General features: G+C 58.6%; 16 protein-coding genes. 11 read left to right on the top strand and 5 right to left on the bottom strand.

Annotated features, from left to right (window positions below; genetic code table 11):
• On the bottom strand, window positions 1-291 hold the full coding sequence (locus tag ACIQY3_RS18775; RefSeq protein WP_403022052.1) for a DUF1654 domain-containing protein: 291 nt from the start codon (window positions 289-291) through the stop codon (window positions 1-3).
• Between the two features lie 155 nt (window positions 292-446).
• On the bottom strand, window positions 447-1535 hold the full coding sequence (locus ACIQY3_RS18770) for an asparaginase (protein WP_403022050.1): 1089 nt from the start codon (window positions 1533-1535) through the stop codon (window positions 447-449).
• A 346-nt stretch (window positions 1536-1881) separates the two neighbouring features.
• On the opposite strand from ACIQY3_RS18770, the gene ACIQY3_RS18765 reads away from it, so the two are divergent.
• The 8 genes from ACIQY3_RS18765 (at window position 1882) to ACIQY3_RS18730 (ending at window position 9528) form a co-directional block, all read left to right on the top strand.
• A complete protein-coding gene (locus ACIQY3_RS18765) occupies window positions 1882-2343 on the top strand; it encodes a hypothetical protein (protein ID WP_403022048.1) in 462 nt (153 codons plus the stop codon).
• Between the two features lie 196 nt (window positions 2344-2539).
• Entirely contained in the window at window positions 2540-3493 is a 954-nt protein-coding gene (locus tag ACIQY3_RS18760) for a sugar ABC transporter substrate-binding protein (protein WP_213936731.1), read from the top strand.
• Window positions 3494-3549: 56 nt separating this feature from the next.
• Window positions 3550-5103: a sugar ABC transporter ATP-binding protein gene (locus tag ACIQY3_RS18755; RefSeq protein ID WP_403022046.1), complete on the top strand. Its 1554-nt coding sequence runs from the start codon at window positions 3550-3552 to the stop codon at window positions 5101-5103.
• Entirely contained in the window at window positions 5100-6077 is a 978-nt protein-coding gene (locus ACIQY3_RS18750; protein ID WP_403022044.1) for an ABC transporter permease, read from the top strand. Before ACIQY3_RS18755 ends, ACIQY3_RS18750 begins: the two co-directional genes overlap by 4 nt.
• 3 nt (window positions 6078-6080) lie before the next feature.
• Window positions 6081-7100 carry a LacI family DNA-binding transcriptional regulator gene (locus ACIQY3_RS18745; RefSeq protein WP_403022042.1) on the top strand — a complete coding sequence of 340 codons (1020 nt, stop codon included), beginning with the start codon at window positions 6081-6083 and terminating at the stop codon, window positions 7098-7100.
• Between the two features lie 36 nt (window positions 7101-7136).
• Window positions 7137-8054 carry a ribokinase gene (rbsK, locus tag ACIQY3_RS18740; RefSeq protein ID WP_403022040.1) on the top strand — a complete coding sequence of 306 codons (918 nt, stop codon included), beginning with the start codon at window positions 7137-7139 and terminating at the stop codon, window positions 8052-8054.
• Window positions 8051-8455, top strand: a complete 405-nt coding sequence (gene rbsD, locus ACIQY3_RS18735) for a D-ribose pyranase (protein WP_403022038.1) — start codon at window positions 8051-8053, stop codon at window positions 8453-8455. The genes rbsK and rbsD overlap by 4 nt, the downstream gene beginning before the upstream one ends.
• 44 nt (window positions 8456-8499) lie before the next feature.
• Entirely contained in the window at window positions 8500-9528 is a 1029-nt protein-coding gene (locus ACIQY3_RS18730; protein WP_403022036.1) for a nucleoside hydrolase, read from the top strand.
• A gap of 33 nt (window positions 9529-9561) precedes the next feature.
• Here ACIQY3_RS18730 and ACIQY3_RS18725 read toward each other — a convergent pair whose 3' ends face one another.
• A complete protein-coding gene (locus tag ACIQY3_RS18725) occupies window positions 9562-9774 on the bottom strand; it encodes a hypothetical protein (RefSeq protein WP_054053047.1) in 213 nt (70 codons plus the stop codon).
• Between the two features lie 132 nt (window positions 9775-9906).
• Here ACIQY3_RS18725 and ACIQY3_RS18720 point away from each other — a divergent pair, with 132 nt between their 5' ends.
• The gene (locus ACIQY3_RS18720; RefSeq protein WP_054053050.1) at window positions 9907-10212 is read left to right on the top strand and encodes a hypothetical protein; all 306 of its coding nucleotides are present in this window, start codon (window positions 9907-9909) and stop codon (window positions 10210-10212) included.
• Window positions 10213-10374: 162 nt separating this feature from the next.
• The gene (locus ACIQY3_RS18715) at window positions 10375-10695 is read left to right on the top strand and encodes an I78 family peptidase inhibitor (RefSeq protein ID WP_403022033.1); all 321 of its coding nucleotides are present in this window, start codon (window positions 10375-10377) and stop codon (window positions 10693-10695) included.
• A gap of 73 nt (window positions 10696-10768) precedes the next feature.
• Here ACIQY3_RS18715 and ACIQY3_RS18710 read toward each other — a convergent pair whose 3' ends face one another.
• Window positions 10769-10981: a cold-shock protein gene (locus ACIQY3_RS18710; RefSeq protein ID WP_003179963.1), complete on the bottom strand. Its 213-nt coding sequence runs from the start codon at window positions 10979-10981 to the stop codon at window positions 10769-10771.
• A 292-nt stretch (window positions 10982-11273) separates the two neighbouring features.
• Window positions 11274-11576, bottom strand: coding sequence for a hypothetical protein (locus ACIQY3_RS18705; protein ID WP_403022031.1), 303 nt, complete (start codon window positions 11574-11576; stop codon window positions 11274-11276).
• Window positions 11577-11950: 374 nt separating this feature from the next.
• On the opposite strand from ACIQY3_RS18705, the gene thrS reads away from it, so the two are divergent.
• Window positions 11951-13755: threonine--tRNA ligase (thrS, locus tag ACIQY3_RS18700; protein ID WP_403022029.1), on the top strand; the 1805-nt coding region annotated here is incomplete at its 3' end.

Raw genomic sequence — 13755 nt, 5'->3', positions numbered from 1 at the left:
TCAATCTTCCTTCGGCACAACCCAGAAAATCTGCACGCCGCCATCGTCGCGGTAGGCGAGGGTGACGTTATCGTTCTCGTCGATTTCTTCGAGCAGCTGTTCCCATTCGTCCACCGGTTCGTCCGGCAGGCGAAAGATCAGGGCCGCTTTGGCTTTCTGGGCACTTTGGGAATTGATGATTTTTTGAACGCGAACGCCCATGCGTTGATAGGAGTCAGGGGAGGCGGAAGTGTTGGCCACGGAATTATCCTTATTAAGCTGTACGGGCATACAGTATTTAACTGTAAGCATTTTCGCAACTGCTTAAAATTCAAGAAAATCCTCTGACAGTGGTTTTTCCCGTTTGATGTAAGGCGGTTGGAGTCTTTCTGTAGGAAACGGCCACTCACCAGAGCGGAAGAGTGGCGTAAGCGGTGCCCGACCGGAACCGGTCGGGCGAGGGCGGATCAGTATTCCCAGAACATCCGTTGCAGCTCTTTGCTGTCGTTGGTCTTGGTCAGTGCGACCATCGCCAGGATGCGCGCCTTCTGTGGGTTCAGGTCATGCGCCACGACCCAGTCGTACTTGTCGTCAGGCTGTTCGGCGTTACGCAGGACAAAACCGCCGGCGTTGACGTGGGACGAACGGATGATTTGCACGCCATCCTTGCGCAGGGCTTGCAGGGTTGGCACCACGCGGGAAGACACCGAACCATTACCGGTGCCGGCGTGGATGATTGCTTTGGCGCCCGATTGCGCCAGGGCTTTGTAGGCAGTGTCGCTGACGTTGCCGTAGGAATAGGCGATTTCTACATCAGGCAGGCTCTTGATGTTTTTGATGTCGAATTCCGAGTCCATGGTGTGGCGCTTGGCCGGCAGGCGGAACCAGTAGGATTTGCCTTCGACCACCATGCCCAGCGGACCCCAGGCACTTTTGAAGGCCTCGGTCTTGATGTTGATCATTTTGCTGACGTCGCGACCGGACTGGATTTCGTCGTTCATGGTCACCAGCACACCTTTGCCGCGCGCTTCTTTGCTGCTGGCTACGGCCACGGCGTTGTACAGGTTGAGCATGCCGTCGGCGGACATCGCGGTGCCCGGACGCATGGAGCCGACCACGATGATCGGCTTGTCGGTTTTTTCCACCAGGTTCAGGAAGTAGGCGGTTTCTTCCAGGGTGTCGGTGCCGTGGGTGATGACGATGCCATCGACGTCTTTGCTGTCGGCCAATTCCGCCACGCGACGACCGAGTTGCAACAGGTTGTCGTTGGTGATGCTTTCGGAAGCAATCTGCATGACTTGTTCGCCACGCACGTTAGCCAATTGGCTGAGTTCCGGCACGCCGGCGATCAGCTGCTCGATACCGACTTTGGCAGCCTGATAAGTGGCGCTGTTGGCCGCACTGGCGCCAGCGCCGGCGATGGTGCCGCCGGTGGCCAGGATCACCACGTTAGCCAGTTTCTGTTGGGTTTCGACTTCTTTCGCCTGGAGGGCGGTGGGCAGGAGCAGCAGGAGGGCCAAAGCGCCCGGAATAAAGGTGTTGAATGCAGATTTCATTATTTTCTCTCTAGTAGTGACGGTGCTGATGCAGGTTCATCTAGATACGCCCCCGGCCGATCTGAACGCCTGGGGTGCACAAGAGGGAGCAGGATCTGTACCAGCCATACGGTGTGTGAGAGAAACTTTTAAGCTAATGATTTATATCAGTATTTGTTTAGATAACAGCAAAGAGGGGCAGTACGTTGTCCGGCTTTCCGAACACGTTGAGGGTCTGTGTTCGGTTCTCCGAAAAGTACTACGAACTTTGCTGAGTAAATCGCCTTGCTGAATTTCGAATCGGTGCTAAAGAAAATGGCGTTCAAGTCGATGTTTCTTTAAAGGACCTTTATTTTCAGGAGCTCACATGTCGTTATCGGTCGGTATTCCGAATGCCGCAGGCGTCACCATTGGCGGCAAATCCGCTGCCACGATCCGTGCATTGAACGATGCCACGGAGGCTGAGGCAGCCAAAGCGTTGGGCACTAAAGAAGACGACGGCAAGGTAGTCAAGACCGGTCCTGTAGGGCTGGATAAAAACGCCGATGCAAAAGCCGCAGACGAGGCCGTTAGCAACCAGAGCGTGGCGGTGAAAATCCTGCTCAAGCGCATGCAAGAACTGCAACAGCAACTGCGCGAGCAACAGCAACAATTGGCCCAGGCTCAAGCGGCGTCGTATCCGACACCGGAAGCCAAATCGACGGCGGTCATGGCGATTCAAGGGCAGATCGCGCAAACCAACGGCGCGCTGCTGGAAGTGTCAGCGGCTCTGCTGAAAGAGTTATCCAAGGGTGCCAGCACCGGTTCGGTGGTCAATACCACGGCATAAGACCAATGCCGGCTTTTGCCAGCGAGTACACAAAATGGTCGATTCTGCTCGTTGACAAATCCCGGCAGGGTTCGCATAGTTCGGTCTACGCAAACGTTTGCGCGGCGCCCTCGATGGTTCGTTCCATCAGCGGACGCCATGTAGCCTACGCCAGCGCAAGCGTTGCTCACAATAATCATAAGATCGGAGTGAACCCATGAAGCTGCCATTCGCTGGACGTCTTCTCGCTGTCGCTATGCTGGCTGCCGCATCCGCCGCGTTGCCTCTCTCTTCGGCGTTCGCCGATACTGAAAAACCTAAAGTCGCCCTGGTCATGAAATCCCTGGCCAACGAGTTCTTCCTGACCATGGAAGACGGCGCCAAGGCCTACCAGAAAGACCATTCCGCCGATTTCGACCTGATCTCCAACGGCATCAAGGACGAAACGGACACCGCTGGCCAGACCCGCATCGTTGAGCAAATGATCCTGGCCAAGGTCAATGCGCTGGTCATCGCACCGGCTGACTCCAAGGCCATGGTGCCGGTGATCAAGAAAGCCGTCGATGCCGGTATTACCGTGATCAACATCGACAACCAGCTCGATCCGGCTGTCGTCAAAAGCAAGAACATCACCGTACCGTTCGTAGGTCCTGACAACCGCAAAGGCGCGCGTCTGGTCGGCGAGTACCTGGCCAAGCAACTGAAGGCCGGTGACGAAGTCGGCATCATTGAAGGCGTGTCCACCACCACCAATGCCCAGGCACGTACTGCGGGCTTCAAGGATGCGATGGAAGCCGCGAACATCAAAGTGGTGTCCGTGCAATCCGGTGACTGGGAAATCGATAAAGGCAACAAGGTTGCCGCTTCGATTCTCAGCGAATATCCGGACGTCAAAGCCCTGCTGGCCGGTAACGACAGCATGGCCGTCGGCGTAGTTTCCGCCGTCCGTGCCGCCGGCAAGGCAGGCAAGGTGCAAGTGGTCGGCTACGACAACATCAACGCCATCAAGCCAATGCTCAAGGACGGTCGTGTCCTGGCCACCGCTGACCAGTTTGCCGCCAAGCAAGCCGTGTTCGGCATCGAGACTGCGCTGAAAATCATCAAGGGCGAGAAAGTCGACAGCGGTACCAACGGCGTAATCGAAACTCCGGTAGAGCTGGTTACCAAGTAGTCCTTCTGGCGACACAACGGTGCTCGCCCGTCCGGGCGAGCGCATGGAGAGTTTTTATGTCAGTTTCCGCCCCGAACGCTGTCCTCTCGGTCAGCGGTATCGGTAAGACCTATGCCCAACCGGTCCTGACCGGCATCGACCTGACGCTGATGCGCGGTGAAGTGCTGGCGCTGACCGGTGAGAACGGCGCCGGCAAAAGTACCTTGTCCAAGATCATCGGCGGGCTGGTCACACCGACCACTGGCCAGATGCAATTCCAGGGTAAGGAATACCGCCCCGGCAGCCGTACCCAGGCTGAAGACCTGGGCATCCGCATGGTCATGCAAGAACTCAATCTGTTGCCGACCCTGTCGGTGGCGGAAAACCTGTTTCTCGATAATCTGCCGAGCAGCGGTGGCTGGATCAGCCGCAAACAACTGCGCAAGGCGGCGATCGAAGCGATGGCCCAGGTTGGCCTCGACGCAATCGACCCGGACACACTGGTCGGCGAACTGGGCATCGGTCACCAGCAAATGGTCGAGATCGCCCGCAACCTGATCGGCGACTGCCATGTGCTGATCCTCGACGAACCGACTGCGATGTTGACGGCACGGGAAGTCGAGATGCTGTTCGAACAGATCACTCGCCTGCAAGCTCGCGGCGTGTCGATCATCTACATTTCCCACCGCCTCGAAGAACTGGCGCGGGTGGCCCAGCGCATTGCGGTATTGCGCGACGGCAACCTGGTCTGCGTCGAGCCGATGGCCAATTACAACAGCGAGCAACTGGTCACCCTGATGGTCGGCCGCGAGCTCGGTGAACACATGGACATGGGCCCGCGCAACATCGGGGCGCCGGCCTTGACGGTCAAGGGCCTGACCCGTTCCGACAAGGTCCGCGACGTGTCTTTCGAAGTGCGCGCCGGTGAGATCTACGGTATTTCCGGGTTGATCGGGGCAGGGCGCACCGAGTTGCTGCGCCTGATCTTCGGTGCCGACACGCCAGACAGCGGCACGGTCGCGCTGGGTTCGCCGGCTAAAGTCGTCAGCATTCGTTCGCCGGCCGACGCGGTGGGTCACGGCATTGCCCTGATCACCGAGGACCGCAAGGGCGAAGGCCTGCTGCTGACTCAGTCGATCAGCGCCAACATTGCCTTGGGCAACATGCCGGTGATTTCCAGTGCGGGCGTCGTCAACAACGGTGACGAGATGGCCCTGGCCCAGCGTCAGATCAACGCTATGCGGATCCGCAGTTCCAGCCCGACGCAACTGGTGTCCGAGTTGTCCGGCGGCAACCAGCAGAAAGTCGTGATCGGCCGTTGGCTGGAGCGCGATTGTTCGGTGATGTTGTTCGACGAGCCGACTCGCGGCATCGACGTCGGCGCCAAGTTCGACATCTATGCCTTGCTCGGCGAACTGACTCGCCAGGGCAAAGCGCTGGTGGTGGTGTCCAGTGACCTGCGGGAACTGATGCTGATCTGCGACCGGATCGGCGTGTTGTCGGCGGGACGCCTGATCGACACGTTCGAGCGCGACAGCTGGACCCAGGATGATTTGCTTGCCGCCGCTTTTGCCGGCTACCAAAAACGTGATGCGTTGCTCAACGAAGCAGCGCCTAGGGATCTTCCATGAAAACTGCAACGTCTGCCGGTAAACGTAGTGGCAATTTTTACGGCCTCGGCACCTACCTGGGCCTGGCCGGTGCCTTGCTGGCGATGGTCGCGCTGTTCTCGGCCCTGAGCAGCCATTTCCTGTCGTACGACACCTTCAGTACCCTGGCTAACCAGATCCCGGATTTGATGGTGCTGGCGGTCGGCATGACCTTCGTGCTGATCATCGGTGGCATCGATCTGTCGGTCGGCTCGGTACTGGCGCTCGCGGCTTCGGCGGTCAGCGTGGCGATTCTCGGCTGGGGTTGGAGTGTCTTGCCGGCAGCCTTGCTGGGCATGGCGGTGGCGGCATTGGCCGGGACCATCACCGGTTCGATCACCGTGGCCTGGCGCATTCCGTCGTTCATCGTGTCCTTGGGCGTGCTGGAAATGGCCCGTGGCCTGGCGTATCAGATGACCGGTTCGCGCACGGCTTACATCGGTGATGCCTTCGCCTGGCTGTCCAACCCGATCGCCTTCGGCATTTCGCCATCGTTCATCATTGCCTTCGTGATCATCATCGTTGCCCAGGCTGTGCTGACCCGTACCGTGTTCGGCCGCTACCTGATTGGCATCGGCACCAACGAAGAAGCGGTGCGTCTGGCGGGGATCAATCCGAAACCCTACAAGATTCTGGTGTTCAGCCTGATGGGCCTGTTGGCCGGTATCGCTGCGCTGTTCCAGATTTCCCGTCTGGAAGCCGCGGACCCGAATGCCGGTTCCGGCCTGGAGCTGCAAGTGATCGCTGCCGTGGTCATCGGCGGCACCAGCCTGATGGGCGGCCGTGGTTCGGTGATCAGTACGTTCTTCGGTGTGTTGATCATTTCGGTATTGGCGGCCGGTCTGGCGCAGATCGGCGCGACCGAACCAACCAAGCGCATCATCACCGGTGCGGTTATCGTGGTGGCGGTGGTGCTGGATACTTATCGCAGTCAGCGCGCAAGCCGGCGGACCTGATTCATGGCAACGATCAAGGATGTGGCGGCACTTGCAGGAATTTCCTACACCACCGTGTCCCACGTGGTGAACAAGACGCGGCCGGTCAGTGAAGAAGTGCGGGTAAAAGTCGAGGCAGCGATCAAAAGCCTCGATTACGTACCCAGCGCCGTCGCGCGTTCGTTGAAAGCCAAAACCACGGCGACCATCGGTTTGCTGGTGCCTAACAGCCTCAACCCGTACTTCGCCGAATTGGCTCGGGGCATCGAGGATTACTGCGAGCGTAACGGCTATTGCGTGATCCTTTGCAACTCCGATGACAACCCGGACAAGCAACGCAGCTATTTAAGGGTGCTGCTGGAAAAACGCATCGACGGCTTGATCGTGGCCTCGGCCGGCGGTGATGCCGTGCTCGCTGAAGGCCTGGCCGGCGTGCGCACACCGATGGTGATTGTCGACCGTGGGCTGGAAGGCGTGAATGCCGACCTGGTGCGCATCGACCACGAATACGGCGCCTACCTGGCGACTCGGCATTTGCTGGAACTGGGGCATCGGGACATCGCCACCATTGGCGGGCCGGCGGACACCAGCGTGGCGCAAATGCGTCTGGCCGGTTATTGCCGGGCGCTGAAAGAGGCGGGCGTCGAAGTGCCCCGCGAGCGCATGCTGGAAAGCGACTTCACCAGCACCGGCGGTTACAGTGCCGCCGCGATCCTGCTGGAAAAGAACCCGCCCAGCGCGATTTTCGCCGGTAACGACATGATCGGCATCGGTGTGCTGCGAGCGGCCGCCGAGCGCAACATTCGCGTACCCGCCGAGTTGTCGGTGATCGGCTTCGATGACATCCAGATGAGTCGTTATGTCTACCCGGCGCTGACCACCGTGGGCCAGTCGATCCTGCAGCTGGGTGAGATGGCTGCCGAAGTCTTGTTGCGCCGGATTGCCACGCCGGGCCTGGCCACCGATCAACGCATCGTGACACCCAGCATTGTCTTGCGAGAATCGACTGCGCCGCTGGCCGGCGTCTTCTCCGAATTCCGCTGAAAGCACCGCAAAAACCGAATTAATGAGTAGTGACGTATGCCAGCAAAAGTAGTGGTAATAGGCAGCCTGAACATGGACCTGGTGACCCGGGCGCCACGGCTGCCCCGTGGCGGTGAAACGCTGATCGGTCAGTCTTTTGCCACGGTATCCGGCGGCAAGGGTGCGAACCAGGCCGTGGCCGCCGCGCGACTGGGCGCCCAGGTGTCGATGGTCGGCTGTGTCGGCACCGATGCCTATGGCCAGGAACTGCGCGGGGCGTTATTGGCCGAGCAGATTGATTGCCAGGCGGTCAGCATCGTCGATGGCGCCAGCGGCGTGGCCTTGATCGTGGTCGATGACAACAGCCAGAACGCGATCGTGATTGTCGCCGGTGCCAACGGTGCATTGACGCCTGAAGTGATCGACCGTTTCGACGTGGTGTTGCAAGCGGCGGACGTGATCATTTGTCAGCTGGAAGTGCCGGATGCCACGGTCGGCCATGCGCTCAAGCGCGGTCGTGAACTGGGCAAGACTGTGATTCTCAATCCGGCGCCGGCCAGTCGTCCGCTGCCGGCGGATTGGTATGCGTCCATCGATTACCTGATCCCCAACGAAAGCGAAGCCTCGGCCCTGAGTGGATTGCCGGTGGATTCCCTGGACACCGCCGAAACCGCCGCGACCCGATTGATCGCCATGGGCGCCGGAAAAGTGATCATCACCCTGGGTGCCCAAGGCTCGCTGTTTGCCAACGGCACGGGCTTCGAGCATTTCCCGGCGCCGACCGTGAAGGCGGTTGATACGACGGCGGCGGGTGACACCTTTGTCGGTGGTTTCGCTGCGGCGTTGGCGTCCGGCAAAACCGAGGCCGAGGCGATCCGCTTTGGTCAGGTCGCTGCGGCGCTCTCGGTCACCCGTGCGGGAGCCCAACCTTCGATTCCTACCTTGTCCGAAGTACAGGCCTTTAAGACACCATGAAAAAGACACCTTTGCTCAACGTCGCGCTGTCGCGACTGATCGCATCCCTGGGCCATGGCGACATGGTGGTAATCGGCGATGCCGGCCTGCCTGTGCCGCCGGGCGTTGAACTGATCGACTTGGCCCTGACCCACGGCATTCCGGATTTCGTCAGCACCTTGAAGGTGGTGCTCAGCGAAATGCAGATCGAAAGTCATGTGCTGGCCCAGGAGATCCTGGATAAGCAACCGGCAGCCCTGACGACCCTGGACGAGCTGAATGCCGAAGGCTCGCTGGGCCGCCGTGATCTGCTCAGCCATGAGCAATTCAAAGTCCTCAGCCGACAGGCGCGCGCGATTGTTCGTACAGGCGAATGTTCGCCGTACTGCAACATCGTGCTGGTGTCCGGGGTGACGTTCTAACTCGCTGTATCCCTTTTTGCTTTCCCACGCACAAGGAGTGCGCTATGCACCGCTATGCTCAGAAATTGCATCATCTGTTCCGGAGTCTGCTGCTTTTGTCCCTGATTACCGCAACAAGCGCCCAGGCGGCGGAAAAGATCGACTTGATCATCGACACTGACCCCGGTGCCGACGACGTGGTGGCGTTGCTGTTTGCCCTGGCTTCGCCGGAAGAGCTGAACATTCGCGCGCTGACCACTGTGGCGGGCAACGTGCGTCTGGACAAGACTTCGCGTAACGCGCGGCTGGCCCGTGAGTGGGCAGGGCGCGAAGACGTGCCGGTCTACGCTGGCGCGCCGAAGCCGCTGATGCGCACGCCGATCTACGCCGAGAACATCCATGGCAAGGAAGGCCTGTCGGGTGTCACCGTGCACGAGCCGAAGCAGGGTCTGGCCAAAGGTAACGCGGTCAATTACCTGATCGACGCCTTGAAAACCGCCAAACCTCACAGCATCACCATCGCCATGCTCGGTCCGCAGACCAACCTGGCCCTCGCGCTGATCCAGGAACCTGAAATCGTCCAGGGCATCAAGGAAGTGGTGATCATGGGCGGTGCGCACTTCAATGGCGGCAACATCACCCCCGTGGCCGAGTTCAACCTGTTCGCCGACCCGCAGGCTGCGGAAGTGGTGCTCAAGAGCGGCGTGAAGCTGACCTACCTGCCGCTGGACGTGACCCACAAGATTCTCACCAGCGACGCGCGCCTGAAGCAGATTGCTGCGCTCAACAACAATGCCGGCAAGATCGTGGGCGATATTCTCAATGAGTACGTCAAGGGCGACATGGAGCACTACGGCATCCCTGGCGGTCCGGTGCATGACGCCACCGTCATCGCTTACCTGCTGAGGCCGGAGCTGTTCACCGGTCGTTCGGTCAACGTGGCGATCGACAGCCGCGAAGGCATCACCTTTGGCCAGACCGTCGTCGACTGGTATGACGGCCTGAAAGCACCGAAGAATGCGTTTTGGGTCGAGAATGGCGATGCTCAGGGCTTCTTCGACCTGCTGACCCAGCGTCTGGCTCGTCTGAAGTAAGCTGTATACCCGCAGGTGCCAGCCTGCGGGTTTTTACTCCCTGCCTGAATCCACCACGCCGAGGTAGTCCGCCGGGTATTTCTCGAATACCTGGGCGATGAACGATTGCGCGGCTTGCGTTCCCAGTTCCTTGACCAGCAGATCGATTCCAATGATTGCCAGCTCTTCCGGGCTGCCGGGGCTGTAAGAGCTATGGCCCTGCGCCCACTTGGCTTTGATGTCGGCGTCGATGCTAAGGGTGGTCATGATGGCGCTCGTGAAGTCGGGAAAGTCTGAGTGCCGAGTTAACCATTTTGCGCGGCGTTTCGCACTCCGACTTAGGCATGAGGGGAGGGCTATGCGACACTTGGTCTTTGATGGATTTTCAAGGACCGCGCTGTGCAGATCGATTTGAACACCCCTGACGGTTTGACCCTTGAGGCCGTACGCCAGTTGTTGGCCTCCGCCAGCGACGACGAGCACACTCAGTTGCGGGTGACCAAGGCTGGCATCGCTTATATTTCATCGGGCGTTGTAGGCGGCACCGATATCGGTGGGCTGCTGTTTCGTCTGGAGACGTGGGCCAAGGGCTCGGGCTACGTGGGATTGGTCGCCGCCAGTGATGAGGTCTGGGTCATGCAGATCTTCAATGCGCTGAAAGAGAACTGGCCGACGCCACCGTTCGACTACATCGACATCTACTGAGTGCTGTTCATATTCAGTCACGATTGAGTGGTGAACGAGGCGGCGGCCCTCAGGCAAACTCGCTGATTGTTCAGATAGGGGCAGGGTGATAGCGCTGCCTGTGAAACCAAAGGCCGGATTGGCGGTCGCACGAACTCAGCTTAACTATTGAAAGGAGGCTTCATGCCTTGGAAGCTCGCGTCATTGGGTACTTTGTTGGCCGTTGCCATGCTGGCCGGTTGCAGCACTCCCTCCACCGAGTCGGCAGCAAAGGACCCTGTGGTGACCGACACCGGCCACAGCCGTTGTGATTCAGAAGCGGCGCAATTCACCATCGGCAAAAGGGCCTCGCCAGAACTGCTGGAGCAGGCGCGCACTCGCGCAGGCGCGCAGAATGCCCGGATCCTCAAGCCTGACGATATGGTGACCATGGAGTACCGCTCCGATCGCCTGAACCTGAGCACCGATGACAAGCTGGTGATCACGCGCGTCAACTGCGGCTGATCTTCGGACCGCTTTTGTTTCGCCCATAAAAAACCCCGTCACATGGACGGGGTTTTTTTAGTGCGCCAGAAACTTACTCTGGGCGAACTTGTGCAGCTTGCATACCCTTTTGGCCTTTCTCAGCCACGAAGGAAACGGTTTGGCCTTCTTTCAGGCTTTTGAAACCGTCGCTTTCGATAGCTTTGAAGTGTACGAACAGGTCGTCACCGCCACCTTGAGGAGTGATGAAGCCGAAGCCTTTTTCATCGTTGAACCATTTAACGGTGCCGGTTTGGCGATTAGACATGGTGTATCTCCAAGAAACATATATTTTCAGTAGTACTGTGCTGCTCAGGCCAACTGGGCACACGGGACTATCATAGTCGAAATGTACGGTTTGGGAGCCCCCCAGAGGGGTTGTTTGCCAAACAGTCGTGCTTTCTTTGCTGTTTGATCCGGCTGAAAGCCCCGTTCTAAAAGGCTTTCAGCCGAAAGTAAAGACGATAAAAAAAGCTGTAAAACCTGCATAAATTGTACGAAAAAGCGCTTTTTGGAGGCTTTTCATTGGCTGTAGGGGCCTTCAAAGCGTCCTTTCGGGCTTATTTTTTCGCTTTGTTATCGGCTTTGCAGGAGGAAATCTGGGTCAGTGCCTTTTGTTTCAGGGCATCACTGGCGGTGTTGTCCATCAAGGACTGGATGTCGCTGGCCGGGTACGATTTGATCGCGTCGGCGCCGCACGCACAGTGAGCCTTCGCGGCAGCAGCACCAATCTGCGGGGTGGCTGCCTGGGTGCACTGAGCCATGTATTTCTCGCGCTCACCCTTTGGCCAATCGGCATGGGCCGCCAGTGGCAGCAGCAGGACGATGGGGGCGACTACAGCGAACAAACGATTCAGACGCATGCTGGGATGCTCCTTGTGGGTCAATGTCTTGTTATCTGAGGGGTAAAGCGGGGTTCAAGTTCATCACTCTGGCATAAAATCGCCTGATTTGCCCCAGCAGAAAACCTCTCTACCGCGACGACCGTTCATCTGTGCTAGCATGCCTCGCTCGGGCTTTTGCAGGCTCCGGATGACGTTTGGTCCCGGTAGCGGCAGAGGCGCGAATAACCCTGATTTGAATCCCAGTCACTCTGGTTCGGTTTTCCGGTTGGCCGCAAGGCTCCTGCCGCTGTAAGGCAGGCGTTCGTTATTGAATGGCCTGGATCGGATCTTGTACTGGCTCATCCCAACCCACGTGACCTTTGGTAGGGGTCACCACTAGGAGAGGAGGCGCCATGCCAACGATTACTCTTCCCGACGGCAGTCAACGTTCATTCGATCACCCGGTTTCCGTAGCCGAGGTCGCCGCATCCATTGGTGCTGGCCTGGCCAAAGCCACCGTGGCCGGCAAGGTCAATGGCAAGCTGGTCGACGCCAGCGACATCATCGACAGCGATTCCTCGCTGCAAATCATTACGCCAAAGGATGAAGAGGGGCTGGAGATCATTCGCCACTCTTGCGCCCACCTGGTCGGCCACGCGGTCAAACAGCTGTACCCGACGGCCAAGATGGTCATCGGTCCGGTCATCGACGAAGGCTTCTATTACGACATCGCCTTCGAACGTCCTTTTACTCCGGACGACCTGGCCGCCATCGAACAGCGCATGCAGCAGCTGATCGAAAAAGATTACGACGTGATCAAGAAAGTCACTCCGCGCGCCGAAGTGATCGAAGTGTTCAAGGCCCGTGGCGAAGACTACAAGTTGCGCCTGGTCGAGGACATGCCGAACGAACAGGCCATGGGCCTGTACTATCACGAAGAATACGTCGACATGTGCCGCGGTCCGCACGTGCCGAACACCCGCTTCCTGAAATCCTTCAAGTTGACCAAGTTGTCCGGCGCCTACTGGCGTGGCGATGCCAAGAACGAGCAATTGCAGCGTGTCTACGGCACTGCCTGGGCTGACAAGAAGCAGCTGGCGGCTTACATCCAGCGCATCGAAGAAGCTGAAAAGCGCGATCACCGCAAGATCGGCAAGCGCCTGGGCCTGTTCCACACCCAGGAAGAGTCGCCGGGCATGGTGTTCTGGCACCCGAACGGCTGGACCCTGTACCAGGTGCTCGAGCAGTACATGCGCAAGGTTCAGCGTGACAACGGCTATCTGGAGATCAAGACTCCGCAAGTCGTTGACCGCAGCCTGTGGGAGAAATCCGGGCACTGGGCCAACTACGCCGACAACATGTTCACCACGCAGTCGGAAAACCGCGACTACGCCATCAAGCCGATGAACTGCCCTTGCCACGTGCAGGTATTCAATCAAGGCCTGAAGAGCTACCGCGAACTGCCGATGCGCCTGGCCGAATTCGGTGCTTGCCACCGTAACGAGCCATCGGGTGCATTGCACGGCATCATGCGTGTGCGTGCGTTCACTCAGGACGACGCCCATATCTTCTGCACCGAAGAGCAGATGCAGGCTGAATCCGCTGCGTTTATCAAGCTGACCATGGACGTCTACGCCGACTTCGGCTTTAAAGACGTCGAGATGAAGCTGTCCACTCGTCCGGAAAAACGCGTGGGTTCCGACGAATTGTGGGATCGCGCCGAAGCAGCCTTGGCTGCAGCCCTTGATAGCGCTGGCTTGCCGTACGATTTGCAGCCGGGCGAAGGCGCTTTCTACGGTCCGAAGATCGAATTCTCGCTGAAAGATTGCCTCGGCCGCGTCTGGCAGTGTGGTACCCTGCAGCTCGATTTTAATCTGCCTGTCCGTTTGGGAGCCGAATACGTCTCCGAAGACAACAGTCGCAAGCACCCGGTTATGCTGCACCGGGCGATCCTGGGCTCCTTCGAACGGTTTGTCGGAATCCTGATCGAGCACTACGAGGGCGCGTTCCCTGCGTGGCTGGCTCCGACCCAGGCAGTGATCATGAATATCACTGACAAGCAGGCTGATTTCGCCGCTGAGGTTGAAAAAACTCTCAACGAAAGCGGATTTCGTGCCAAGTCTGACTTGAGAAATGAAAAGATCGGCTTTAAAATCCGCGAGCATACTTTGCTCAAGGTTCCTTATCTCTTGGTTATCGGAGATCGGGAAGTCGAGAT

The organism is Pseudomonas sp. NPDC096950 (assembly GCF_044762525.1).
Lineage (GTDB): Bacteria > Pseudomonadota > Gammaproteobacteria > Pseudomonadales > Pseudomonadaceae > Aquipseudomonas.
This window is presented reverse-complemented; position numbering and strand designations above follow the sequence as displayed.